Origin of the sequence: Pseudomonas sp. GD04058, assembly GCF_029836855.1 — a bacterium.
GTDB lineage: Bacteria > Pseudomonadota > Gammaproteobacteria > Pseudomonadales > Pseudomonadaceae > Aquipseudomonas > Aquipseudomonas bharatica.
In genome coordinates, this window is record NZ_JAOECN010000005.1 from 1 (window position 1) to 24,851 (window position 24,851).

Sequence of the window (24,851 nt, forward strand, 5' to 3'; positions counted from 1 at the left end):
GTTCTTTCGAAGAGACTTGTTGTCTACCGTAGACTTTAAGGCTATAAATAGCTTTGCCCGGGTCCTACCAATCTGCTTCAAGAAAGCGAGACAACCTTATGAAGATCAAGGAATTTGGCGTCGAGATCTGGATGAACGCCTATGAGACCCAGTGCCGCTACAACCTGGCGGAGACCTGCGTCGACTCCATAACCATCGGCCAGTTGCTGGAGTTCGGCGGCAAGACCGGGACCATCCTCGGCGAATTGCTGCCGATGAAAATGACCTACGGCGCCATCGAAGGCTCGGAGCGCCTGCGCGACCTGATCGCCTCGCTCTACGACAATCAGCAACGGCACAACGTGATCGTTACCCACGGCGCCATCGGCGCCAACGCACTGGTCTATGAAACCCTGGTGGAGCCTGGCGACCATGTGGTGTCGGTCGCACCCACCTACCAGCAGCACTATTCGATTCCGCAGAGCTACGGTGCCGAGGTGTCGATCCTGCGCCTGCGCGAAGAAAACGCTTTCCTTCCGGATCCCGACGAGTTGCGCGGTATGGTCAGGGCCAATACCAGGGTCATCGCCCTGAACAATCCAAACAACCCGACCGGTTCGCTGATGGACCGGTCGCTGCTCGAAGAGGTCGTCGAGATTGCCCGCTCGGTGGACGCCTGGCTCCTGTGCGACGAGGTCTATCGCGGTACCGATCAGCACGGCGATGGTTTCACCGTATCGATCGCCGACCTGTACGAGAAAGGCATCAGTACCGCGAGCATGTCCAAGACCTACTCCCTGGCCGGGCTGCGCCTGGGCTGGATCGTCGCGCCGCAGGCGCTGATCCATGCCGTCTCGATCCATCGCGACTACAACACGATCAGCGTCGGCATGCTCGACGATCACTTCGCCTGCATCGCCCTGGAGAACCGCCGGCACATTCTCGATCGCGCCCACGCCATCACCCGGGAGAACCTGGCGCTTCTGGAGGCCTGGGTGGAGAACGAACCGCGGGTGTCCTGGGTCAAGCCCAGTGCCGGCACCACTGCCCTGCTCAAGATCGACGTGGACATGCCGTCACGAGCGTTCTGCGTGAAGCTGCTGGAGACCAAGGGGGTGATGTTCACACCGGGCAGTGCCCTGGATATCGAGGGGTATGTGCGCATCGGCTTTGCCAATGATCGACAGGTGATGGAGCAAGGGCTGGCGCTGGTATCGGAGTTCCTCCGGGAAATCTGAGCCATCGGGTTCCAGGACCGCCAGGCGGCCCTGGAATCGTCCGCCTCACGGCAACGGATTACCCCCGGTCACCCCGAACACCTCCCCGGTGATATAGCTCGACTCCTGCGACGCCAGCAGCACGTACAAGGGGGCGCATTCGGCCGGCTGGCCGGGCCGTTTCATCGGCACCTGCTCGCCGAAATGCGGGATCTTTTCCGCAGGCTGGCCGCCGCTGGGCTGCAGCACCGTCCAGATCGGCCCCGGCGCTACCGCATTGACCCGGATACCGCGCTCGACCACCTGCTTGGCCAGGGCCTTGGTGAAGGCGACGATGGCCGCCTTGGTCGTCGCGTAGTCCAGCAGCGTCGCCGAAGGCTGGTAGGACTGGATCGACGCAGTGTTGATGATGGTCGCCCCCGCCGGCATCAAGGGCACGGCCGCCTGGCAAAGCCAGAACAGTGCGTAGACATTGGTCTTCATGGTCGCGTCGAACTGCTCGCTGCTGACCTGCCCTACGTCCTTGCGCGCCACCTGCTTGCCTGCCACGTTGACCAGGATGTCCAGGCCGCCCAGTTGCTCATGGGCCTGGTCCACCAGGCTCTTGCAGAACTGCTCGTCCTTGAGGTCGCCGGGAATGGCGACGGCGCGACGGCCTTCCGCTTCGATCAGCTTGACCACTTCCCTCGCGTCGGCCTGTTCGACCGGCAAGTAGTTGAGCGCGATATCCGCCCCCTCGCGGGCAAAGGCAATGGCCACCGCGCGACCGATGCCCGAGTCGGCACCGGTGATCAGCGCCCTGCGCCCGGCCAGGCGACCGAAGCCCTTGTAGGTCGCCTCGCCGTGGTCCGGTTCGGGATTCATCTTCGCATCCAGCCCTGGCGCCGGCTGCCCCTGGGCCGGAAACGGCGGCTGCGGGTATTGGGTCAGCGGGTTTTGCATGCTGAACTGATCGTGTTTTTTCGTCGACATCGGAACACCTCCACGGAACGGAAAACGTCAGGTTCGTGGAGGTGAGAGCGAATGCGGCCGGGGAAGGTTTGTCCGGGCCGGGATCAGTACCGACAGGCGGTCAGTCTGCGGCGTTGCGCCATTCGCGGATCTGCTCGATGGATGCCGTGACGCCGCCGCAGACCACCACCAGCACGCGCCGATACCGGCGTAGCGCTTCGCTCGGGGCATAGGCCAGGGCCAGGGCGGCGCCACAGGCCGGTTCGACCAGCACGCGGTGATCGGAGAGGAAGCGTTCGCAGGCATCCAGCGCCTGAACGTCGCTGACCACGTGGCTGATCACGTTCATCTGCTGGCTGATCCGGAACGCCTCGTCGCACACTCGCTTGGCGCCAAGGCTGGTGGCCACGGAAGCGATGCTGTCGATGCTGACCAGTTCGCCCTTGTCCATGGCCGCCGCCAGGGATGCAGCGCCGCGGGTTTCCACCGCGAAAACCGGCACATCGGACCAGCCATTGCGCCGCAATCCTTCACCGACGCCCGACAGCAGGCCGCCGCCGCCGACCGCCACGACCACGGCATCGGGCTTCATTCCGGCCTTCGCCACTTCATCCACCAGGCTGGCATGCCCCTGCCAGAGCAGCGGGTTGTCGAACGGATGGATGAAGGCATCATCGGCGCCCACCAGCGACAGCGCCAGTTCATTGGCCTCCTGCCACAGCTTGCCGTGGACGATCACCTCGGCGTTTTCCTGGCGGATCAAGCGGCGCGCGCGTTCGGTGGTGGTTTGCGGTACGACCACGGTGACCGGCAAACCCAGGCAGCGCCCGGCGTACGCCACGGCGATCCCGGCATTGCCACCCGACGAGGAGACGAAGCGGCGCTTGCCCTGGCGGACATAATGCTCGCAGGCCAGGCCGATCCCGCGCAGCTTGAACGACCCGCAAGGCTGCAGGGCGTCCATTTTCAACCAGATCTGCTGCCCGTTCGCCAGGCTCAATGGCCGCGACTCCAGCAACGGCGTATCGATATGCAGGCTCATTCGGCCGCTCCCAGGTACAAGGTGCCGCGCATGTACAGCGCGCCCCGTCCACTGATGATGATCCGGCCGTTGCCCGGCAGCTCGCAGTGCAACTGCCCCTGGCGTGCCCCGCCCTGGCGGGCGTTCAGGCGGGTCTTGCCCAGGCGCTGCGACCAGTAGGTCGCCAGCGAGGTATGGGCCGAGCCGGTTACCGGGTCTTCGTTGACCCCGACCTGCGGCCCGAACCAGCGCGAGACGAAATCGAATTCACCGACGCCCGGCGCGGTCACGGCCACACCCCGTACGTCATGACGGCTCAGTGCCGCGAAGTCCGGTTGCAGTCCTTCGACCACCTCGGCGCTTGCCACCACGGCGATGTAGTCGTCGCTGCGGTGCAGTTCCAGAATCTCGCAGCCCAGGGCCGCGGCCAGCCCCTCCGGCAGTGGCGCCGGTTGCGGATGCTTGAGCGGGAAGTCCAGCGCCAGGCGCTCGCCGTCACGGCTGACGCGCAATTCGCCGCTGCGCGTGAAGAAGCGCAGGGTCTGCTCGGTGGCGCCGAGTTCGTTGAAGAGCACCCAGGCCGAGGCCAGCGTGGCATGGCCGCACAGGTCCACTTCGGTACCCGGGGTGAACCAGCGCAGCCGGTAGTCCTCGCCCTCGGCGACGAAGTAGGCGGTCTCCGAGAGGTTGTTTTCCTCGGCGATGCGCTGCAGGGTCGCGTCGTCCAGCCAGTGCTGGAGCGGGCACACCGCGGCCGGGTTGCCGCCAAAGATGCCGTCGCTGAAGGCATCGACCTGATAGATCGGAAGTTGCATGGGATTCCTCATCCGTTGCGGATTTCTTCGAGATAGTTGTAGACCGTATAGCGGCTCACCCCGAGGGCTGCGGCGGCCTTCTCCACCGCGCCCTTGACGATGAACAGCCCGCCGTCGTGCATCTGCCGCACCGCTTCGAGCTTCTGCGCCTTGCCAAAGCGTACGCCGCGGGCACGGGCGTCCTGCAGGGCGCCGTCGATGATGCGGGTCATCAGCTGTTCCAGGTCAGGGGTTTGTGCTGGGGGCTGGGCAGGTTCCTCGGCGGTAGCCAGCAATTGCTCCAGGCAGGCCTGAGCAGCGGCGATGCCGCTCAGATCGGTGTTGACGCACAGGCTGGCGAAGGGCTCGCCGGCAGCATCACGAAAAACCACGGTGGCGCTGCGAAAGGCTTTGCCGTCGTGGCCCAGGGTCGGGTAATTGCCGATCACCACCGGGGCCTGGCTGCTCTTTTCCAGGGCGGCGTGGAGCACGGCGTCGAAACCGCGGTCATGGCGAGGTCCGGCCAGGATCGGACTGCCCACCTGACGGCCGCTGAGATGACCATTGACGATGGCCAGCACCGAGTGTTCAGGGCGCGTCAGGTCGTGCAGGACCACCTCGGTGTTACGGCCCAGTACGGTGCCAAGCATGCGCACCGTGGCGTGGAGGACGTTGAGTACCAGTTGGCGTTCGGGGGGCATGGGGAAACTGTCCGTTGCAGGCGGACAGGGAAAATATCAACACCAAGTTGATATTTCAACAGAAAGCCAGATGTGTATGTCCCCATGCTGCCGAGGCGAGTCTGTTCGTCACTTCGGATTAACAATTAATGCAGAGTTGACACGTTATACGCACGCCGGGAAATTGGTGTTGTGCGAAGTGAGTGGTGCACGGCCCATTTATCTTCGGGAGTATCTCGGATGGCTCGCTCACGCACTCTTCCAATTGCAATCACCATTGCCCTGGCTTTTGGCCCGACAACATTTGCTCTCGCCCAGCTCGGCGACGAATACGAGCCTGAGTGCAAAGAGAAGTTCGACCAGTCCTCCGCCCGTGGTAGTTGTTCAAATATGGGCGTCAGGCAGTCGCCGAAAGGCGTATGTATTCTCCAGGCGATTTGCTGGAACGTGAAACAGCAATCAGTTTCGAGCATAACCTCCTGGCAACTCGACAGCATGTCCAAGCTGGTCAATAGCGATGGCGTCCTGACTGGCGGCGTCCAGGTTGCCAATCCCGCAGGGACTCCAAGTTCGTTGCTGACTCCCTACCCCTCGGGGAAACCCTATCTTCCCCCTCCCGAGAGCCCTTGGTTTGGCAAGTAAACGACGACCCTGGATCTTCATCGCTTGATGTCAGCAATGCAGATCGGGGGGCATAGAAGTTTCTCTTTGTCATTGATGCGCCTCGTACGTTGGTCGAGCGCCTTGAACCGGGGCAGTAACGCTCTGCAATCTGTGCTGAAGCAGTCACAGACTAGGATCGTTTCATCTGGCGGCCAGATAACCGCACCAGGAACGTTCGGGTTTGCTCGGCAAACTGACCCTCGGCACGCATCAATCGCCAAGCCACTGCACAAGCCTGACTTGCGATGAGCAGTCGCTTGAACACGGCCTCACCACTTTCCGCTGCCAGCTTTCGAGCTGTTGTCCGCCTTCCTTGAGCAGTTTGAAGCCAGCGATGAACTCCAGTGAACAGACGTTGGGCGGCGATAAAGCCAATGGCTTCACCGCCGCCAACGCCTGCTGCGCACGCACTACCGAACCCTTTGGGGGCGGTGGGGCCTACTTCTCTGCCTCGACCACCTGGTTCAGCACCTTGCCGTCGATGGTCAGCGACGCCGTGTTGAACATGCCTGCGACGTAGTCCTTCGCCGCCTGCTCCTGGCGCTGGGCACGCAGGGCATCGCGCAGTTGCGCGCGCATCTCGTCGAAGGTGGCGGTACGCGCCGGCATTTGCTCGGTGAGCTTGATGATATGCAGGCCCAACGAGCTTTGCAGCGGCTCGCTGACACTGCCCACCTTCATTTTCGCCACCGTGCCGCGCACTTCCGGCAACAACTGGTTCAAAGGTTGCAGGCCGGTATCACCACCGCGGGTGTTGCTACCGGCGTCCTGCGAGTAGGACCGCGCCAGTTCGGCGAAGTCGGCATCGCCGGCCTGGGCCCGCTTGGCCAGGGACAGGGCCTGCTTGCGCACCGATTCCAGGGCGTTTTCATCCGGCACGGCAAGGAAGATCTGGCTGACGCGGTACAGCGCCGGCACCTGGAAGCCCGCCTTGCCGTTTTCGTAGGCCTGTTTCAGCTCCTCGTCGCTGGGATAGTCCTGTGGCACCGCGGTCACGCTGTTGAGGTAGCTACGCAGCACGATCTGCTCGGTCGCGGCGCGGGTCTGGGCTTGCACTTCCGGACGCTTGGACCAGCCTTTGGCTTCGGCCTGCTGGTACAGGGCCTTTTCCGCGAGCCGGGCGCGAATCCAGGTTTCCAGGGCCGGCCGGTCGTTGCTCAGTTGCTGACGCGCTTGCACCGGCAATTGTGCGAACAATGCCTTGAGCTCCTCGGCGTCGATCTTCTGTTCACCTAGACTGGCCAGCTCGGTGCCGCCCTGCCCTGCTTCAGGTACCGCGCGACTGGCCGCGACCGGGTCGGTACCCGGGCGCAGCGCCAGCCCCACTGCCAGTGCCAGGACGGCCAGGGCCCCGACTCCGGCCCAGAGCTTGCGGCTCACGACGCGCTGGCCGTTTCGGCGGCGGCCTGGGTGGCAGCAGCGTTGCGGCTGAAGTCACGCAGGTAGGTGACGAACTCCTGCAGCACGCGGTCCCACAGCAGCAACGAGCCTGCCAGATGCTGCGCACTCACGCCGTCGGCGACCACCACGTCCTGCTCCAGGACCAGGAACTCACCCTGGACCGACAGGCGCGAGAAGCGACGGGAATAGTTCCATTGGTTGGCCAGGTTTTCCGGCAGTTCGCCTTGTACGCGCAAGGCGCAGCTGAAGGTGAAGTCGAGGAACTCGCCCGTTTCCTTGCCCTGGTTGCCGAAGCGCACCGAGTAACCGATGCCCTGGCTTGCGGTCTGCAACTGCACGACCTGGTTCTGTTCGATGCGATTGACCCGGCACCCCGCGTCCTGCAGCAAGGTGGTCAGGGAATCGGCGGTTACGAACTGGATCAGGGTGGTTTCAGTCATGAATCAACTTCCTTGTGCGGTTAATGGTTTGAACTGCAAGGCAAAATTTGTAGCACATTGATAGTAGTCGGTATAGCGCGTACGCAAACCTTCCCTGCGCCGATCCAGGCTGCCGCTCATCCATTTCGTGGGCCATCGCCCAAGCGCCTGAGCAATCCGTCCTCGGTCAGCAACGGCGCGAAATAGCGCCCCTGGCCCTGAAGGCAGCCCATTTCCATCAGTAGCAGATGCTGTTCGGCGCTCTCCACGCCGGTCACGGTGATTCCCAGGCCCAGCCTGCCGGCCATATTCAGAGAGGTCCTGAGGACAGCACGATGGCGCGGGTGGTTTTCCAATTCGTGCATGAACCAGGCTGAGGTCCTGATCTCGTTGAACGGCAATTGGCACAGGCGCTGCAGCGAGCCGGCGCGGGTACCGAACTCGCCCAGCACCAGTGCGCAACCGAGCAGGCGCAAGCGAACCAGGCCTTCGAGGTGAATCATCGAGGGCTCCGCCGGGCCATCGAACACCAGTTCGAAACCGATACCCTGCCCCATCGAGCGCTGGAACTGCATCAGCGACTTGATCCTGCGGGTCAGGCTGCGATTGCCCAGTTGCTTCAGGTGCAGGGCGAAGCACATGCGCAGTACCTGGCCGCGCGACATCAAGGCCCGTTGCAGTTCCAGGCCTTGTTCAAGCAACACCACCAGCAGGTCGTCGAGCAGGCCGCAGTGCTCGACCATCGGCAGGAAGCGGTTTTGCGCCAGTGTGCCGAGGTTCGGGTGCTGCCACTGGGCAATCACGTCGACGCCGCGAATCTCGCCGTCGCCCAGATCACAGCGCGGCAGGTAGCAGGCGACGAACTCGTTGTACGACAGGCCGCGGCGAATATCCGCCTCGCTGATCCGCGCTGCCCGCTGCGGCGCAGGCAGGGAAAGCACGACGGGCTGGCGGCCGAGGTCCAGGGCCTGGCGCATGCTGCCCAGTTGCAGCGGCTTGCCGACATCGCCAAGAAAGGCCAGGCCCAGGCCGTTGACCAGTTGTGCCATGGCCCGACGTACTTCCGGGTGCAGGCCGCTGCTGACGATCACCCCGCCGATCAGCGCCGCCTGCGCTGCGCGATGGATGAATTCGAGGCCGTCCATGCCCTCCATGCGCACATCGCAGACCACCAGGTCGACCCGTCCGATGCGCTCGAGCAAGGCCAGGGCCTCGCCACCGCCGCAGGCTTCGAAGATCTCCCGGCACCCCAGCTGGCCAAGGATCTTCACTGCAATGGCGCGTTGGAACGACTGGTTTTCTAGAATCAAGACACTCAATGACTTGGCAGGCACATCCACTTTCCTCACAAAGGTCCCAGGCCTCATGGTGCTACCGCTTCGCTGCGTTTGAATCAGGCGGCTTCCCGGCAGCAGCCGGAAATTTCCTGCGTGCGCTTACGCCTGGCACACCTGTTCCAGGCGCTGGCCAAGGCTGGTCATGGCCAGGCGCAGGTCGTCCACCAACGGATCGATGGGCTGGACCGGGCGCTGGCCGTTGACCGCCTGCTCGATGTTCTCGCAGGCGCGCAGCAGACGGCGGGCCTTGATGATCCGTGCGCCGCCCTTGACCCGGTGCACCAGGTCGGCCAGCCCGCCGAGGTCGTCAGGGTGCAGCTGGACCAGGCGGGCAAGGTCGTCACGGTTGCTGACCAGCAGATCGCGCAGCAGGTCCCTGATCGCCTGGTCGTCACCGCCCGTAAGCTGGCGCAGGCCCGACAGGTCGTGGCCTGCTCCCAGTCCGCCTTCGGCACCGGGTTCGACGGTCCGTCGGCCCCTGGCACAAGGTGCCAGCCTGGCGGCCAGTTCCGTGAGATCGAGTGGTTTGAACAGGCAATCGTCCATCCCCGCCTGCCGGCAGCGCAGACGTTCCTCCGCCTGTGCGTTGGCGGTACAGCCCAGCAGCAGCGCGGCCGGCCTGGCCTTGCGCCGCTGGTCCTGGCGAATCGCCCTGACCAGGGCGTAGCCGTTCATGCCAGGCATGTTGCAGTCGGTGATCAGCACATCGAAGTGCTGGCGCAACCAGGTGCGCAAGCCTTCGTGGCCGTCGGCTGCGGTGGCCACGCGGTGACCGAGGTAGCTCAATTGCTGTTGCAGCAACAGGCGGTTGGGTGGGTAGTCGTCCACCACCAGAATATCCAGCGCGGCCATTTCCCCGGCCTCGGGCTGCGGCAGGCTGGCCAGCACCGCCGGGCAAGGCTTCAGGCGCGGCAGGTCGAGATGCAAGCGCGCCTGCGTGCCGACGCCAAGGGTGCTGCACAGCTGCATCTCGCCGCCCATCATGGCGCACAGCGCATGGCTGATGCTCAGGCCCAGCCCCGATCCGCTGCGCGCGCCCTGCTGGTTGTTGCTGGCCTGGCGGAACGGACGCCCCAGTTGCTCCAGTTCGTCGGCCGGAATGCCGACCCCGGTATCTTCCACCGAAAGGTGCAGGCCAACCCGTTCGCCGCCGATGTCCAGGGCCAGGCTTACGCAGACCTGGCCCTCGTCGGTGAACTTGATCGCATTGCTGATCAGGTTTGAGAGTATCTGCTTGAAACGCAGCGGATCGAGCAATACCTGCACCGGCCCCTGGCCGTCCATGTCCAGCTTCAATTGCAGGCGTTTTTGCCGGGCCTGGCCCTCGAACAGGCGTACCGTGCTTTCCACTTCGCGATACAGGTCGACCTGCTGCGGTGACAGGGTCAGATGGCCCGACTCGATCCGCGTGATGTCGAGAATGTCACCGACCAGGTCACGCAACCCACGTGCCGCGCCGGAAGCGACCTCCAGGGCCAGGCGGTCGAGAACGCCCTCGTCGGACTTGCGCAGCGCCAGCTCCAGCATGCCCAGCAAGGCATTGAGCGGATTGCGGATTTCGTGACTCATGGTCGCCAGGAAGTTGGTCTTGGCCCGGTTGGCCGCCTCCGCCTCGTCCTTGGCCACTTGCAGTGCATCGTAAAGTTGCTGGCGCTCGGAGATATCGATCCAGCCACCGATCAGTCCGTTGACCTCGCCGTCGCTGCCGCGATACGGCAACATCCAGTGGTAGATGGTGATGCGCCGGCCGCCCAGCACCAGCTCGCGATCCTCGACCACCGCCTCGCCGAGGGCAATGACCTGACGGTAGGCCTCGCGACAATGCCTGGCCTGGGCAGCGCCGATCAGCCATTCCGGCAGTGCCTGATCGATTACCGCCTCGAAGGAAACGCCAAGGGCGTCGAGGTAGCTGACGTTGCAGGTGATCAGATGGCCCTTGCGGTCGCGCACGTAGATCGGGTTGGGCGTGCCGTCGATCATGACCCGCATGAATTCCACCTGCTCGTTCAGCGCCTTCTCCGCCGCCTGGCGCCTGCGCACCTGGCGGCGCAGGCCGCGGATCCAGTACACCGCGAGAAACAACAGGGCCGCGGCCATCAGGAACGTCTGCAGGATCATGCCGCGGTACTTGCGCCAATAGGTGTCGGCGACGATCACCTCGTTGCGCCAGCGATTGGTCAGCTCGTCCATTTCCTGTGGGCTGATGCTCAGCAGTGCCTTGTTCAGGATCGACAGCAGCTGGTGGGCATCGCGCCGGCCGGCGAAGGCGAAATGCAACGCCGGCACCGGCAGCGCGGCACTGATCTGCAACTGTCCGCGGTAAAAGCGCGCGATGCTGTAGCGCGCGCCTATCAGGCTCACTACCGCCCCATGGGCTTCACCGCTGGCGACCCGCTCCAGGGCCTGCAGCGGGCCGTCGTTCCACAGCGGGCGAATACCCGGGTGCTGCTCGCGCAGGTAGTCCTCCAGCACGCTACCCTCGACCAGGGCCAGGCGTTTGCCCTCCAATTGGTCGAGGCTGTCCAGGCGGGTTCCGTCACGGGTTACCAGGACCAGGCTGTTGCTCAGCCAGGAGCGGGTGAAACCCACCTGCTGCTGGCGGCGCTGGCTGAATGGCAGCGCCGCCAGCAGATCGATCTCGTTCGCCTCCAGGCGCCGGGCCATGTCATAGAAACCACCGTTATCGACGATATCGAAGGCCAGTCCGCTGCGCTGGGCGATGAGGTCCAGCAGGTCGGCCGTGATACCGCGAAACGTACCGTTGTCGTCGCGGTAGCTGATTGGCAGGAACTGGTCGTCGATGGCCACCCTGACCCGCGGATTGCGGCGCAGCCAGTCCTGCTCGGCGAGGGTCAGGTCCAGTTGCTCGCGCTCGATGAACTCGCTGGTGCCGGCGTTCCAGCGTTGCAGGATGTCCAGGCGGGTCAGTTCGGGAATCTGGGCCAGCGCCTGGTTGACCAGATCCTTCAGACGCCGGTTCGCGGGGTTCAGGGCAAAACCGTAATGGCCATCCTGAAAGGGGTCGGCCGGCGTAAGCTGCAACTGGTTCAGGTAGCTCTTGTGCAGCAGGTAGCGGGTGCCCAGGGCGTCGCCCAGAAACACGTCGGCCTGACCGAAGGCCACGGCGCCCAGGGCGTTGAGCATCGATGGGTAGAAGGTTGGCAACGCCTGGGGGAACAGCTCGCGCACATGCGCCTCGGACAGATAGCCTTCGCGCAGGGCCAGGCGCACGCCGGGTTTGCGCAGGTCCGGGGCAGCGTCGCTATCGCTGCGACTGGCCAGCATGGGCCGGTTCTCCGCATAAGGGCGTGACAGCAACAGACCGCTGCGCGCTGCCTCGTCGGCATTGGCGGTGCCGAGCAGGTCGATTTCGCCGCGGTTTAGCGCATCCAGGGCGGCGCTTCGGCTGGCATAGCGGCGTACACGTATCTCCACGCCGAGCAGTTCTCCCAGCAGGCCGGCATAGTCGGCGGTCAGGCCCTCGTAATCGCGTCCGGTGGTGGTGATATCGAACGGCACCCAGTCCGGACGGCTGACGCCCACCCACAGGGTGCGTCGTGCCCATAGCCACTGTCGATCATCTTCCTCTAGCTGCAAGTGCAGGCCGTCACCGAGGCTGGAGCGGGCCAGCAGGCTCGGCGTTTCACCCCAGGCCAGGGCTGCGCCAAGCCACAGGCAGGGACCGAGCACGAGCAGCCACCTGAGGATGCGTTTTATCGGCCTGCACCCGTCAGATAAGGTCATGACGCCTGGCCAGATCGGCCAGGTCGACCTGGGAATCGACCCGCAGCTTCTCCAGCAGGCGGGTCTTGTAGGTGCTGATGGTCTTGTTGCTGAGCAGCATGGCTTCACCGATCGCCTTGTTGCTCAGGCCACGGGCCAGTTGCTGGAGAATCAGCAACTCGCGATCGGTCAGGCGTTCGATGCGTTGCGACTCGGTGGCCTGGCAGTCGTAGCGGTTAACCGAGCTCAGGGATACCTCGGGAAAGTAGGTGTAGCCGGACATCACCGCCATCACCGCCTTGCGCAACTCGGTCAGGTCGTCATTCTTCGAGACGAAGCCCGAGGCCCCCAGGCGCATGCAGCGCAGGGAGAAGTAACCGGGAACCTGGGAGGTCAATACCAGCATCTTCATGGACATGTTCGCCGCCTTGACCCGGGTGATGATTTCCAGCCCGTCCATGCGTGGAATGGAAATATCGAGAATGGCGATATCCGGTTCGTGCTCACGGATCATGCGCAAGGCATCGACGCCGTTATCGGCCTCGGCAACGATGGTGATGTTCTCCTGGCGCAGCAGCATCCTGACGCTGGCGCGAATGAACGGGTGATCGTCCACGATCATGGCTCTGTACATGAATCCCTCACTTTCTGGCGTGACGTACCTGTCGGCGGGTAATACTGAATGGCAACAAGTCGCAATAGCGTCAAAGTGCCACCACTCTGTGGCGCGCAGTATCGGTTGCCGGACAGGTACATGTGCATCGGACAATTCCCAGCTGATTGCGGGAAATTTCCGATAGCGCGCCTCAACCCTTGATTTCGATGCGTCGCCGCTCTCCTCCCTCGATCAATTCGAAGCGGTACACCCGGCCCGGCGCCCGCGCAAACAGCCGGGATACGCCGGGCCGGATATGGTGCTTGGTGGCTACGGCACATTGCTTGCCGCTGCGATCGCAGTCATTGAAGTGATCGAGCACCACGGTGGCGTTGCCCTGGTTGCTGACCCTGAACTGCGAGTCCAGCTCGGCGATATCCGTGTCGTAGCGGGTTTGCTGGGGACGGATGAACAGCAGCGACCCGTAGCCGGCCAGGATGTTGACCCCGGCCTTGAGTTCCTGCTCGTAGCGCTCGGCCTCTTCATCGCTGATGGCGAAGCCATCGCCGTGCTCGGGCAGCACCGGTACGAAGCGCAGGCGGAAGTAGCGCTCCTGCTCGCGTGCGCCGCGGTAGAGCAGGCGCACGGCCTGCATGCCTCCGGCCGGAACGATCAGCCGGGCCGGGCTGGCGATCAATGGGCGCTCGGCCACGGGCAGGTGTTCATGGGAGATTTCCCGGGCGGGCCCCTGCCCGTCATGGATGACCTCGACCACGCTGACCTTGACGAAGGCGGTGGTGTCGCCCAGGTTGCGCACGCGCTTGAGCAAGGTGCTGGTACCTCCGTCGAGGTAATCGTAGAGGCCGCCGACATTGATCTGCGGGCCAGCCTGTGCTGTGCCCGCCAGAAAGACCAGGACCAGAGTGAACAGCAGTTTTTTCATGGGAGCTCCTGAGCAAAACCTAGAAGTCGGCATCGAACACTACTGTGACATCGCCCTCGTAGCGGGCGCCGGGATAGCGGGTCATCTCGCTGACTGCGCTCTTGTCTACCTGGAAGTGCAGGCTGCCACCGCGGTTGATCGCCGGTTGCGTGGCATCCATCTGGATTGCCGTGGCCTCCCCTACCGGCAACGGCAGGCGGCTGACCAGCTGACCGTTATGCAGAATGACGCTGGGCAGGGTCAGGGCGACCTGTACCGGTACCTGGTGGTCGTTGGTGCCGTTGCGGATGGCGCATTGGCCGCCCAGCGGGTACTCGCAGCGGGTGTGCACGGTGAACGGCCCCGACGACCAGATGCGCAGCGGCAGGTCGCGGTACAGGCGTTCGGGCACACGTTTATTGTTCAGCCATTGCGTCCAGCCGCCCGGTGGTTCAAGCACCACTCGCTCGGAACCGGCCGGGAAATCGATGACGAAGGCGTGGACCACGTCCAGTTCGAAGTTGATGGTCAGGGTATTGCTATTGAGGTTGCTGACGTCGTTGCCGAAGTCGAAGTCGGCGCCCGGGCCCACCTGGTAGGTGACCTGGCCGCGGTACATGCCCTGTTTCATGCGCAGTGGCGACGGGGTCACCAGGCGATAGGCCACGCCGAAGTCCCGGACCGCCACGTTCCGCTCCATACCAGGGTTTCCGGGGCTACCGACGGGATAGCAATAGTCCGGATTCCCGGGGTTTTTCACACTCCACAGGTAAGATGCCCAGGCTCCCGTCCCCAAGGTGTACAGGTAGTTGCAGCCGCCCCGTACATAAAGCGTGTACACCGGGCTGTTGCTGGTCGTTGCAACGTACTGGCTGATGGCGAAGATTTCGAACGTCAACTGGTACGCCTCCCCCGTCAGCTCATGGGTCACCGTCACCGTGCGGCGCCCGGGAACCTTGATGTAGAATAGGTCGCGATGGTCCGGTGCACTGTGAGTGGTCTTCTTGTCATAGGTGAGCGGGATCCCGACGGTTTCCACGCCATTGCAGTAATGCGGCCAGCGCCCGCAGAACGCGGCCTGTGGCGTTGTATTGATGAACTCGTTGCCGCCACCGCGGTACTCGGCCGTGATGGTCACTTCCTCGGCCGTGGCCGGTGCGGGCAATGCGAGCAGCAGCACCAGCAGAGCGAGGCTGATCAACAGGTTTCGGGTCATGGTGGATTGGTTGCAAGGCATCAGGCGTCACCTCCCTGGGCGCGTGGGTCACGGGCAGCGAGGCTGTCGGGCGAGCAGACCTGGTCGCCGGCCAGCACGACGTCGTCCTGGCGCTGGGCACCGGTGTCGAGGCGCAGCAGGCACAGCCGCTGGCCGCCCTGGCGGACCTCCAGGGTCGGCGTCGATTCGCTCATTTCGACGGCGAAGAAGCCGTCGGCTTCGCTGACACTGCGGCTGGCATGGTTGATGACCATGGCACCGCGCAGCGGCTGGCCATGGTGGTCGAGCAGCCGCCCCAGCACGGTCACCGTGCGCATTACCCGCAGCGTGCGGTAGTCGACACCGCCACGGTTGAGGTGATAGCTCAGCGATGACGGCTGGATCACCGCCGTCGGTGCGCCTTCACCCTCGAAGTCCAGTTGCACGCTCCCGGACTTGTAGGCACTCACCGGAACGACGTTGCGCCCCGGCCTCAGAAGGCTGGTGTGGCCGTCCATGTCGTCGACCCGCAACTTCAGCTCCGGATAGTCCGATTCCACGTCGACGATCAGCCCCGCTTCGTAAGGCAGGTACTGGCCGCTCAGCGCCGCCTTGCCGCCACCGATGGCCAGGGTGCTTTCCAGGTTGAGCCCGCCGCTCACCTGGTTGTTGTAGGAGGAGTTCTGCACATAGGCGTCGCCATGCAGCGCGCGATTCTCGAACTGCGCGTTGGCAGCCAGACCGACACCGTAGCGGTCGCCGTTGAGGGTCCCGCCGACGCTGCGCAGGGTGCTGCCTTCGATGTCCTGCTGGTAGGTCAGCGACGTGTTCAGGTCACGCCCGCCATCGCGCGAAGTGCGGGTGCCGACACTGCCGGAAATGCGCCGGCCGGGGCCGCCCAGGCTCATGCTCAGGCTGAAATTGACGCCACGGTTGCGTTGGTTGCCGCTGCTGGAGTTGCCCGGGCGGTCGAACAGCGCCACCCGCCAGTTGGCATCCGAGCCCATCACCTGGCCATGATGCGACCAGCCCAGGTCAAGGGCCACGCCGCTGTTGCCGTAGCCTCCGTCGCTGTGGCTCAGGCGCACGGTCGCCGTACTCTGGCGGGTAACGCGCTGGCTTACCGACAGGGATGACTGGCGCATCTCGCGACTGCCGGACTGGTCGGGGTCGCGCCAATACTCCTCGCTGTTCTCATAGCCATCCAGGCGGCGCTGTCGCGGGTATTCGATCCAGGAGCGGTTGTGGCTGAGGACCACACTGCCCGACGCGTGGTGCCACACACCTTGCAGGTCATAGCCATTGCCGCGCTGTTCGGTATGGAACACATTGCCGAACACCTTGAGGCGGTCAAGCGCATCCCAGTCCAGCGAGGTGCCGTACTGCATCTGTCCATCGATGCGCTGGGCCGAGGCCCCGGCCACCAGGCGCGGGTGCAGCAGGTAGTTGGTGATGACACCGGCGGCCAGGCCGCCGTAGTCCTCGTCGTCCCAGTTGCTGAGCAGTTCGCTCTGCTTGCCCAAGTACAGGTTGTAGCGCCAGGGCGAGGCGTTGTTGCTCCAGTTATTGGGCTTGTAGATGAATTCCTCGTTGCGCGAAGTGACCTGACCATCCTCGACCAGGCGCACTTCTACCTCGTAGATGCCCCCCGGCAGCACGCGCGTATCGATGGCCTGCAACCCGGGCTGCACCGGCTGGCTGTTGATCAACTGGCCATTGCGGTAGATCTCGACGATGCCGGGACGGTTGGGGGTGACATAGATGGGCGTGGCGCTGGCCTTGCCGTTGTCGATCGCCAGGCTGTCGCTGCTGCCGTACATCAGGCCCAGAGTGGTGTCCGGACTGTTGCCGAGCAAGCGCGGTTGGCGACTCATGGCCTGGGCGCCGGGGGTGAAATAGCCCAGCCGGAAGAAGTTGTCCTGGTGCACGCGTTCGGCGAACAGTTCGTCGACCCGGTGCCGGGTTTGCGGCCGGTCTTCGTTGCTGCGGTCGACCTGGGCCTCGGCCACGGTGGTCCAGTTGCCGACGCTACCCTGCCCGCGCAGGGCGTAGCGGCCGACGGTTTCCTGGCCGTCGCGGCTGAGGTTGAGCTGGTTGCGCATGATCACGCCCTGGCTGCCTTGTTCGGGCAAGGCGTGCCACGCCGCCTGCTGGTCGCGTTCGGCATTGCGGGTCAGGATCGACAGCTGCGAATTGACCAGGCTGTAGTGCACTGCCACCAGGTCCTGGGGGCAGGCCTTGATGCAATTGCCCAACGCCTGCCCGGCCTGCAGTACCTCACCCCAGCGCTGGCGCACGGTTTCCGGTTCGCGGCTTTCGTGGGTTTCGGTGAATTCCAGCAGTTGAACCCGTTCGTCACGGCTCAGTACCACCATGGCTTCGCCGAGCAGGCGACCGTCAAGGTCGATGCGCACGGCAAGGGGTACATCGAAAAAGTGTTCGTCGAATTCCTTCGGCAATCCTTCGGCCTGTCGCAGGATGCCAAGCTGACTGGTATTCCCCGTCTCTTCCCTGGCGCTGACGTCGGTCAGCCAGACGGCGGCCACGCAGCAGCCCACCGCCATTCGTATGGATGTCGCAAGAGACATGTGTGATTGCTCGTCGCGGATGAAAGCATGACCGATCACCCCCGGCCCGACATGGGGAGCGCCGGACCGGGGACGATCGGAAAGGGAGGGACTGGCCCGGGTTTACTCGGCAGTGGTCTCGAACATCATGTTCACCACGCCCAGGTAGTTGCCCGGGACATAGCCTCCGGTACCTGCGGCCTTGGCAGCCACCTCGAAGCCGACGATGGCGCCGGGAGCGGCCAGTTCCTCGCTGATCACCTCGGCGGAGGTGAGGGTCAGGGACTTGCCGGCGACACTGACGTCCAGGCCGATGGTGTCGGCGCCGCTGGTGATGGTCGCCGGGTTGGTCAGGTAGGCCGAGATCGGTCCGGTGGTGCTGCGTACCTGGAGCTGCTTGCGAATCGGTTGCAGGGTTTGCTGGAAGGAGTTCCAGGCCATGTCCTGCGGCTCGTTCATCCAGTTGCCGCCTACCGGCTCGACGTAGAAGCTTTCGGTCGGGATGCTCGCGGTCACGGTGACCTGTTTCTCGATCGGGTCGGCGGCCACGGCGGTACCAGCCGCCATCATCAATGCCAGTGGGAGTGCGAGAACGCTGTATTTCATGACCAATTTCCTTGTTGGGTGGCAAATTTTCCGATCGCCCGGCGAGAGCGCCGGACGGGGCGAATTATTTGCCACCAGGGAAATGGCTTACATCAGACGTATCCCAGCGAGAGCAGGAAATTTCCCACCGTCCTCCGTTGGACGGCGATGAGGGACTACCCCCGGGTTGGCAGGAAGATGCTAAACCGCGCCCCGCCCAGTGCCGACTGCCCTACCGTCAACAGTCCGCCCTGGCTCTCGATCACCCGCCTGCTGATCGCCAGGCCCAGGCCAAAGCCGCCAGTGGCCCGGTCCCGGCTACGATCCAGGCGATAGAACGGCTGGAAGATTCGCTCTCGCTCCTGCTCGGGAATGCCGATGCCGTCATCTTCAACGCTGATCAGGCAGTTACCCTGCCCGTCCAGGCCCAGATCCAGCAACAGGCGCCGGTGGCAGTAGCGCATGGCATTGCGGATCAGGTTTTGCACCGCCCGTGCGGTCATCCGCGGGTCGAGGGCGAAACGCTGGTCGCCGCCGCGTACTTCCCAGCAGATATCCCGGCTGTCCAACTCTTCGGCAAAGCTGCCGAGCACGCTGTCGACGAACTCAAGCAGCGACACTTCCACCCGCTCGACGCTCTGCCCGGGCGTTTGCAGGCGGCTATAGGACAGCAGTTCGAGCACCAGTTCATCGAGTTCGCGGACGTGCCCGACCAGTTGCATGAGGCGCTTGCGGCTGGCCGCCGGCAGTTCGTCGTATAGCAGCACCAGGCCGAAATCCAGGCGGGTCAGCGGCGTGCGCAGCTCGTGGGACACTGCGTTGAGCAGCTCGCGCTGCTGGGTGAGCAATTGCTCAAGATCATGGGCCATGGTGTCGAACACTGCGGCCAACGCGCCGATATTCGAGCGCGGCGAAATCAGCGTACGTTCGGAGAGCTGGCCCTGGCCAAGCAACTGCGCCGTGGCCTTGAGCCGCTGCAGGTCGCGCCAGTGCGGCCATAGCCAGAGCAGCAGGCAGCCAAGCAGCGCGGCGCCGATCAGCACGGTGATGCCCCAGGACAGCAGGTTGATGTCCAACGGGTCCGGCGGATTGCGCAGGGCCACCAGCCATTCGCCGCCAAGTGGGGCGATGGCGGTCTCGTAGTAGCCCCAGTCGCCCAGGCGCACTACGTTGTCGCCGGCATCGAGACGCTCGCGTTCCGCCTCGCTCAGGCCCATTTGTTCGCGTGTGCGCAGTTCGATCGCCAGCGGTGCGAAATCCGCCGCCAGCGCTTGCGCCACCCGGGGCCATTGGTTTTCCGGGACCTGGCGAAACTGCTTGACGATCAGGCTCTGCACGCCCCGGGCCTGGTCGAGGTTGTAGGCGACGTAACGCTCGTTGAACAGGTGCAGGATGGCGTCGGGGATCAGGAAAATGCCGCCGGCGTAGGCAACGATGGTCAACAGGTACAGGCGAATCAGGATCTTGAGCATGGCCGGGCCTCAGACTTCCCATTCCACACGGCTGAACAGGTACCCCTTGCCCCACACCGTCTTGATCTTGCGCGCTTCGCCGGCGTTATCATCGAACTTGCGCCGCAGCTTGGAGATCGCCACGTCCACCGAACGGTCGGTACCGTTGAACTCGATCCCTCGCAGGTGCTGGAGGATATGGTCGCGGCTGAGTACCGTTCCGGCATTGCGGGCCAGCACCACCAGCAGGTTGAACTCGCCACTGGACAGCTCCACCGGCAGGCCGCGCCAGGTCACGGTGCGTTCGGCCAGGTCGATGCACAAGGCGCCGACCAGGATGCGATCGCTTTCCAGATGAGGCTCGGCAATGCTGCTGCGGCGCAGCAGGGTACGCACCCGGGCCAATAGCACCCGCGGTTCGCAGGGCTTGGTCACATAATCGTCGGCGCCCATCTCCAGGCCCAGGACCTGGTCGTGGCTGTCGTCGCGGGCGGTCAGCATGAGGATCGGCAAGGTCTGCGACTCGCCGCGCAACAGCCTGCACACCTGCAGGCCATCGAGGCCCGGGAGCATCAGGTCGAGAATCACCAGGTCGGGCTTGTCCCGGCGCACCTGCTCCAGCACCAGGTCACCGCGGGCGATGACGCTCACGGTGAACGCATTGCGTTGCAGGTAGCTGGCGATCAGTTCGGACAGGGCGCAGTCGTCTTCGACCAGTAGGATAGTGGGCATGGTTCGGCTTGTTCGGTGGGCGTGGAAAGTCGGCAGGATATAGAAGCGGCAAAGGTAAGAAGTTATTTCTTCACACTTTTTAACAGACGTTCTACAGAGCTTCACAGCCCGGGGCCGCGTGCCTGCGTACCATGCGACGGTCATTTATGGAAGATCCCTATGTTTCCTTCAAGCCCCGCCCGTCTGCGCCTTCTCCCCCTGGCTGGTGCCGTTCTCCTGCTTGCTGCCTGTGGCGCCGAAAAGGCCGCCGAGGATGCGCAGATGCCCGCCCCCAACGTTTCGGTGGAAACCGTGCAGGTCCAGGCGCTGGCCATCAGCAGCGAACTGTCCGGTCGTATCCAGGCGCCACGCATTGCCGAAGTGCGGGCACGGGTGGCCGGTGTGGTGCTCAAGCGTGAATACCGCGAGGGCAGCGATGTGAAGCAGGGCGATGTGCTGTTCCGTATCGACCCGGCCCCCTTCCAGGCCGACTACGACAGTGCCCGCGCGACCCTCGCCAGGGCCGAGGCCAATCGCTACCAGGCCAGGTTGCAGGACCAGCGCTACGCGGAGCTGATCGCAATCGACGCGATCAGCCGCCAGGACCGCGACAACGCCCGCGCTGCGGCGATGCAGGCGGAGGCCGACGTGGCCGCGGCCAGGGCGGCGGTGGAACGGGCCAGGCTGAACCTCGGTTATGCAACGGTCACCGCGCCGATTTCCGGGCGCATTGGGCGCGCGCTGGTAACCGAGGGCGCGCTAGTGGGCCAGAACGAAAGCACCGCGCTGGCGACCATCCAGCAACTCGACCCGATCCATGCCGACGTCACCCAGTCGACCCGCGAAATCAATGCCCTGCGCCGCTCGCTGCGGGCCGGCCAATTGCAGCAGGTCGGCCAGGAGGAGGCCAAGGTCACCCTGATCCAGGACGATGGCACGCCCTACCCGCTGCCCGGCAAGCTGCTGTTCTCGGATATCGCCGTGGACCCGGGGACCGGGCAGATCACGCTGCGCAGTGAATTCCCCAACCCCTATCTCGACCTGCTGCCGGGCAGCTTTGTCCGCGTGCGCGTCGAGCAGGCCGTGCAGCCCCAGGGCATCAGCGTGCCACAACAGGCGATCCTGCGCGACAGCGCCGGCCAGCCACGGGTGCTGGTGGTCGACGACGAACAGCGCATCGTCGAGCGTGCGGTGGTCCTGGGGGCTGCGCAGAACAATCGCTGGATTGTCAGTGACGGCCTGAGCCCGGGCGAACGGGTGGTCACCGAAGGCCTGCAGCACGTCAAGGCCGGTGACCAGGTGCAGGTCACCCCTGCCGCTTCCGTCCACCAGCCCATCGTCCAGAATTCCGGCCAGTGAGGGCCTGATCCATGCCACGGTTTTTCATCGAACGCCCGGTATTCGCCTGGGTGGTCGCCCTGTTCATCCTTCTCGCCGGCGCCCTGGCCCTGCCCAAGCTGCCGGTGGCCCAGTACCCCAACGTCGCGCCGCCGCAGGTGGAGATCTATGCGGTGTATCCCGGCGCATCGGCACAAACCATGGACGACAGCGTGGTCAGCCTGATCGAGCAGGAGCTCAACGGCGCCGATCATCTGCTGTATTTCCAGTCCCAGAGCAGCCTGGGCAGCGCTACCATCACCGCCACTTTCGAGCCCGGGACCAACCCGGAACTGGCCCAGGTGGACGTACAGAACCGCCTGAAGATCGTCGAGTCGCGCCTGCCCCGGGCCGTGACCCAACAAGGCCTGCAGGTGGAAAAGGTGTCCACCGGTTTTCTCCTGCTGGTGACCCTCAGTTCAGAGGATGCGCGGCTCGACGAGACGGCCCTGAGCGACTTTCTCGCGCGCAACGTGATGAACGAGATCCGCCGCCTGCCCGGTGTGGGCAAGGCGCAGCTGTATGGCTCCGAGCGGGCCATGCGCATCTGGATCGACCCGCGCAAGCTGATCGCCTTCAATCTTACGCCCGAGGACGTCAACGCTGCGGTTGCCGCGCAGAACGCCCAGGTGGCGCCGGGCAGCATCGGCGACCTGCCCGGCCGGCCAGGCCAGGAAATCACCGCCAACGTGCTGGTCAAGGGGCAGTTGTCGAGCCCCGAGGAGTTCGCCGCCATCGTCCTGCGCGCCAATCCGGACGGCTCCAGCGTGACCGTCGGCGATGTCGCCCGGGTCGAGATCGGTGCCCAGGAATACCAGTTCGGCACCCGCCTCAACGGCAAGGCGGCCACTGCGTTCAGCGTGCAATTGGCGCCTGGGGCCAACGCCATGCAGACCGCGACCCTGGTGCGCGAGAAGATGGACGAGCTGTCGCGCTACTTCCCGCCAGGTGCGAAATACGACATACCCTACGACACCTCGCCCTTCGTCAAGGTCTCCATTACCCAGGTGATCCATACCCTGGGTGAAGCCATGGTCCTGGTGTTCCTGGTGATGCTGCTGTTCCTGCAGAACATCCGCTACACGCTGATCCCGACCCTGGTGGTGCCGGTGGCATTGATGGGCACCTTCGCGGCCATGCTGGTCCTGGGGTTCTCGATCAACGTGCTGACCCTGTTCGGCATGGTCCTGGCCATCGGCATCCTGGTGGACGATGCCATCGTGGTGGTGGAAAACGTCGAGCGGATCATGATGGAGGAAGGCCTGCCGCCGAAGGAGGCAACGCGCAAGGCGATGGGCCAGATCAGCGGTGCCATCATCGGCATTACCGTGGTGCTGGTGGCTGTGTTCCTGCCAATGGCCTTCATGAGCGGCTCGGTGGGCGTGATCTACCAGCAGTTCTCCATGTCCATGGCGGTGTCGATCCTGTTCTCGGCCTTCCTCGCCCTGAGCCTTACCCCGGCCCTCTGCGCCACCTTGTTAAAGCCAGTGGCCAAGGGCGAACAGCATGCGCGCCGCGGCCTGTATGGCTGGTTCAACCGGCGTTTCGAAGCCATGAGCGACGGATACCAGCGCTGGGTGGTGCAGGCCATCGCCCGTAGCGGCCGCTACCTGCTGGTCTACGCCCTGCTGTTCGCCGCGCTGGTGTTCAGCTTCGGGCAGTTGCCGTCATCGTTCCTGCCGACCGAGGACCAGGGCTACACCATCACCGACGTGCAGTTGCCGCCGGGCGCCAGCCGCGAGCGGACCGAGCAGGTGGCCGCGCAGATCGAGGAGCACAACGCTGCCGAACCCGGAGTGGGCGATACCACGGTGATTCTCGGTTTCAGCTTTTCCGGCAACGGGCAGAATGCGGCGCTGGTGTTCACCACGTTGAAAGACTGGTCGGAACGGGCAGCCGGTGACGCTGCAGCGGCCATCGCCGAGCGCGCCACCATGGCCTTCAGCCAGTTCAAGAATGTCATCGCCTACTCGGTGCTGCCGCCGCCGGTGGATGGCCTGGGCACCTCGACCGGTTTCGAATTTCGCCTGCAGGACCGCGGTGGCCTGGGCTATGCCCGGCTGATGGCGGCGCGCGACCAGTTGCTGGCCGCTGCGGAAAAAAGCCCGGTGTTGGTCAACGTGCGCGAGAGCGCCCTCGCGGAAAGCCCGCAGGTACAGCTGGAGATCGACCGCAAGCAGGCCAATGCGCTGGGTGTGTCCTTCGCCGATATCGGCACGGTGCTGAACACTGCGGTGGGTTCCAGCTACGTCAACGACTTCCCCAACCAGGGCCGCATGCAGCGCGTGGTGGTGCAAGCCGAGGGCGACAGCCGCAGCCAGGTCGAGGACCTGCTGCAGATCCATGTACGCAACAGCAACGGCAAGATGGTCCCGCTGGCAGCCTTCGCCAAGGCAAGCTGGGTATCCGGGCCGGTGCAACTGACCCGCTACAACGGCTATCCGGCGATTGCCGTGAGTGGCGAACCGGCACCAGGCTACAGTTCGGGCCAGGCCATGGCCGAGATCGAGGGACTGGTGGGTGGGCTGCCGCTGGGCTTCGGCCTGGAGTGGACCGGATTGTCCTTGCAGGAACGCTTGTCGGGTAGCCAGGCGCCATTGTTGATGGCCCTGTCGCTGCTGGTGGTGTTCCTCTGCCTGGCAGCCCTCTATGAAAGCTGGTCGATCCCGACCTCGGTGTTGCTGGTGGTACCGCTGGGAATCCTCGGCGCGGTGCTGGCCGTGACCCTGCGCGGCTTGCCCAACGACGTGTTTTTCAAGGTCGGCCTGATCACCCTGATCGGTCTGTCGGCGAAGAACGCCATCCTGATCATCGAATTCGCCAAGAGCCTGGTGGATGAAGGGCATGACCTGGTGGACGCGACGGTCCAGGCGGCACGCCTGCGCCTGCGACCGATCGTGATGACCTCGCTGGCGTTCATCCTCGGGGTGGTGCCGCTGGCCCTCGCGACCGGAGCCAGTTCGGCCAGCCAGCAGGCGATCGGCACCGGGGTGGTCGGCGGCATGCTCAGCGCGACCTTGGCGGTGGTGTTCGTGCCGGTGTTCTTCGTCGTGGTGATGCGGGTGACGGGGTATCAGAAGAAGAAAGCCGGGACTGAGGGGCCTGCGGGCGAAGTGAACTGTTGAAGATGTTGGCCAGCTCCCACAGGCGCCGCGTACCCTGTGGGAGCTGGCTTGCCAGCGATTAGGCCCTCAAGAACAACACAGTTGAAACCTGCCTGCCGCCCATGGGATGGTGCCACCCTCGTCCAGCCGGAAATCCCG

The 24,851-nt window shown here is 64.3% G+C and carries 20 protein-coding genes; 4 read left to right on the forward strand and 16 right to left on the reverse strand.

Translation table 11 applies throughout. The features are described from left to right. Nucleotides 1-98: 98 nt before the first annotated feature. Entirely contained in the window at nt 99-1,217 is a 1,119-nt protein-coding gene (locus tag N7650_RS06035; RefSeq protein ID WP_279897400.1) for an aminotransferase, read from the forward strand. Between the two features lie 45 nt (nt 1,218-1,262). On the opposite strand, the gene N7650_RS06040 is transcribed toward N7650_RS06035, so the two are convergent. The 4 genes from N7650_RS06040 to N7650_RS06055 form a co-directional block, all read right to left on the reverse strand. Further along, entirely contained in the window at nt 1,263-2,168 is a 906-nt protein-coding gene (locus N7650_RS06040; RefSeq protein WP_009402199.1) for an SDR family oxidoreductase, read from the reverse strand. A 100-nt stretch (nt 2,169-2,268) separates the two neighbouring features. Further along, complete coding sequence (locus tag N7650_RS06045) at nt 2,269-3,189, reverse strand: pyridoxal-phosphate dependent enzyme (protein WP_279897402.1); 921 nt, start codon at nt 3,187-3,189, stop codon at nt 2,269-2,271. Then, nucleotides 3,186-3,983 (reverse strand): PhzF family phenazine biosynthesis protein, encoded by a 798-nt coding sequence (locus N7650_RS06050; protein ID WP_279897404.1) that lies wholly within the window; start codon nt 3,981-3,983, stop codon nt 3,186-3,188. Before N7650_RS06050 ends, N7650_RS06045 begins: the two co-directional genes overlap by 4 nt. 8 nt (nt 3,984-3,991) lie before the next feature. Next, nucleotides 3,992-4,663 (reverse strand): PAS domain-containing protein, encoded by a 672-nt coding sequence (locus N7650_RS06055; RefSeq protein WP_279897406.1) that lies wholly within the window; start codon nt 4,661-4,663, stop codon nt 3,992-3,994. Nucleotides 4,664-4,882: 219 nt separating this feature from the next. On the opposite strand from N7650_RS06055, the gene N7650_RS06060 reads away from it, so the two are divergent. Then, complete coding sequence (locus tag N7650_RS06060; RefSeq protein ID WP_279897407.1) at nt 4,883-5,284, forward strand: hypothetical protein; 402 nt, start codon at nt 4,883-4,885, stop codon at nt 5,282-5,284. Between the two features lie 231 nt (nt 5,285-5,515). On the opposite strand, the gene N7650_RS06065 is transcribed toward N7650_RS06060, so the two are convergent. The 12 genes from N7650_RS06065 to N7650_RS06120 all read right to left on the reverse strand — a co-directional run bounded on the left by N7650_RS06065 (nt 5,516) and on the right by N7650_RS06120 (nt 20,232). After that, a complete protein-coding gene (locus N7650_RS06065) occupies nt 5,516-5,716 on the reverse strand; it encodes a hypothetical protein (RefSeq protein WP_279897408.1) in 201 nt (66 codons plus the stop codon). 27 nt (nt 5,717-5,743) lie between these two features. Continuing rightward, nucleotides 5,744-6,685: a peptidylprolyl isomerase gene (locus tag N7650_RS06070; protein WP_009402207.1), complete on the reverse strand. Its 942-nt coding sequence runs from the start codon at nt 6,683-6,685 to the stop codon at nt 5,744-5,746. Next, nucleotides 6,682-7,146, reverse strand: coding sequence for a YbjN domain-containing protein (locus N7650_RS06075; protein WP_009402208.1), 465 nt, complete (start codon nt 7,144-7,146; stop codon nt 6,682-6,684). Before N7650_RS06075 ends, N7650_RS06070 begins: the two co-directional genes overlap by 4 nt. 116 nt (nt 7,147-7,262) lie before the next feature. Then, on the reverse strand, nt 7,263-8,459 hold the full coding sequence (locus tag N7650_RS06080; RefSeq protein ID WP_279897411.1) for an EAL domain-containing protein: 1,197 nt from the start codon (nt 8,457-8,459) through the stop codon (nt 7,263-7,265). A gap of 102 nt (nt 8,460-8,561) precedes the next feature. Further along, nucleotides 8,562-12,152, reverse strand: coding sequence for a transporter substrate-binding domain-containing protein (locus N7650_RS06085; RefSeq protein WP_279897413.1), 3,591 nt, complete (start codon nt 12,150-12,152; stop codon nt 8,562-8,564). A gap of 40 nt (nt 12,153-12,192) precedes the next feature. After that, the gene (locus N7650_RS06090) at nt 12,193-12,819 is read right to left on the reverse strand and encodes a response regulator transcription factor (RefSeq protein ID WP_009402213.1); all 627 of its coding nucleotides are present in this window, start codon (nt 12,817-12,819) and stop codon (nt 12,193-12,195) included. Nucleotides 12,820-12,991: 172 nt separating this feature from the next. Beyond that, entirely contained in the window at nt 12,992-13,723 is a 732-nt protein-coding gene (locus N7650_RS06095; RefSeq protein ID WP_279897414.1) for a molecular chaperone, read from the reverse strand. Between the two features lie 19 nt (nt 13,724-13,742). Next, a complete protein-coding gene (locus N7650_RS06100) occupies nt 13,743-14,939 on the reverse strand; it encodes a hypothetical protein (RefSeq protein WP_279897415.1) in 1,197 nt (398 codons plus the stop codon). Then, a complete protein-coding gene (locus N7650_RS06105; protein ID WP_037061111.1) occupies nt 14,939-17,485 on the reverse strand; it encodes a TcfC E-set like domain-containing protein in 2,547 nt (848 codons plus the stop codon). The genes N7650_RS06100 and N7650_RS06105 overlap by 1 nt, the downstream gene beginning before the upstream one ends. A gap of 102 nt (nt 17,486-17,587) precedes the next feature. Next, a complete protein-coding gene (locus N7650_RS06110) occupies nt 17,588-18,070 on the reverse strand; it encodes a CS1 type fimbrial major subunit (protein ID WP_009402219.1) in 483 nt (160 codons plus the stop codon). A 155-nt stretch (nt 18,071-18,225) separates the two neighbouring features. Then, nucleotides 18,226-19,521 (reverse strand): ATP-binding protein, encoded by a 1,296-nt coding sequence (locus N7650_RS06115; protein WP_279897417.1) that lies wholly within the window; start codon nt 19,519-19,521, stop codon nt 18,226-18,228. A 9-nt stretch (nt 19,522-19,530) separates the two neighbouring features. Continuing rightward, a complete protein-coding gene (locus N7650_RS06120) occupies nt 19,531-20,232 on the reverse strand; it encodes a response regulator transcription factor (protein WP_009402221.1) in 702 nt (233 codons plus the stop codon). A gap of 159 nt (nt 20,233-20,391) precedes the next feature. Between N7650_RS06120 and N7650_RS06125 the strand changes: the two genes are divergently transcribed. Both N7650_RS06125 and N7650_RS06130 read left to right on the forward strand, forming a co-directional pair. After that, the gene (locus tag N7650_RS06125) at nt 20,392-21,570 is read left to right on the forward strand and encodes an efflux RND transporter periplasmic adaptor subunit (RefSeq protein WP_279897421.1); all 1,179 of its coding nucleotides are present in this window, start codon (nt 20,392-20,394) and stop codon (nt 21,568-21,570) included. Between the two features lie 11 nt (nt 21,571-21,581). Further along, nucleotides 21,582-24,713 (forward strand): efflux RND transporter permease subunit, encoded by a 3,132-nt coding sequence (locus tag N7650_RS06130; protein ID WP_279897422.1) that lies wholly within the window; start codon nt 21,582-21,584, stop codon nt 24,711-24,713. Nucleotides 24,714-24,851 lie beyond the last annotated feature (138 nt).

Excerpts from the sequence above, each read along its gene's own strand:
- N7650_RS06095 (WP_279897414.1), bottom strand. The coding sequence starts at position 13,723 with ATGAAAAAACTGCTGTTCACTCTGGTCCTGGTCTTTCTGGCGGGCACA.
- N7650_RS06110 (WP_009402219.1), bottom strand. The coding sequence starts at position 18,070 with ATGAAATACAGCGTTCTCGCACTCCCACTGGCATTGATGATGGCGGCT.
- N7650_RS06100 (WP_279897415.1), bottom strand. The coding sequence starts at position 14,939 with ATGCCTTGCAACCAATCCACCATGACCCGAAACCTGTTGATCAGCCTC.
- N7650_RS06120 (WP_009402221.1), bottom strand. The coding sequence starts at position 20,232 with ATGCCCACTATCCTACTGGTCGAAGACGACTGCGCCCTGTCCGAACTG.
- N7650_RS06075 (WP_009402208.1), bottom strand. The coding sequence starts at position 7,146 with ATGACTGAAACCACCCTGATCCAGTTCGTAACCGCCGATTCCCTGACC.
- N7650_RS06060 (WP_279897407.1), top strand. The coding sequence starts at position 4,883 with ATGGCTCGCTCACGCACTCTTCCAATTGCAATCACCATTGCCCTGGCT.
- N7650_RS06040 (WP_009402199.1), bottom strand. The coding sequence starts at position 2,168 with ATGTCGACGAAAAAACACGATCAGTTCAGCATGCAAAACCCGCTGACC.
- N7650_RS06090 (WP_009402213.1), bottom strand. The coding sequence starts at position 12,819 with ATGTACAGAGCCATGATCGTGGACGATCACCCGTTCATTCGCGCCAGC.
- N7650_RS06045 (WP_279897402.1), bottom strand. The coding sequence starts at position 3,189 with ATGAGCCTGCATATCGATACGCCGTTGCTGGAGTCGCGGCCATTGAGC.
- N7650_RS06055 (WP_279897406.1), bottom strand. The coding sequence starts at position 4,663 with ATGCCCCCCGAACGCCAACTGGTACTCAACGTCCTCCACGCCACGGTG.
- N7650_RS06130 (WP_279897422.1), top strand. The coding sequence starts at position 21,582 with ATGCCACGGTTTTTCATCGAACGCCCGGTATTCGCCTGGGTGGTCGCC.
- N7650_RS06115 (WP_279897417.1), bottom strand. The coding sequence starts at position 19,521 with ATGCTCAAGATCCTGATTCGCCTGTACCTGTTGACCATCGTTGCCTAC.
- N7650_RS06105 (WP_037061111.1), bottom strand. The coding sequence starts at position 17,485 with ATGTCTCTTGCGACATCCATACGAATGGCGGTGGGCTGCTGCGTGGCC.
- N7650_RS06125 (WP_279897421.1), top strand. The coding sequence starts at position 20,392 with ATGTTTCCTTCAAGCCCCGCCCGTCTGCGCCTTCTCCCCCTGGCTGGT.
- N7650_RS06035 (WP_279897400.1), top strand. The coding sequence starts at position 99 with ATGAAGATCAAGGAATTTGGCGTCGAGATCTGGATGAACGCCTATGAG.
- N7650_RS06050 (WP_279897404.1), bottom strand. The coding sequence starts at position 3,983 with ATGCAACTTCCGATCTATCAGGTCGATGCCTTCAGCGACGGCATCTTT.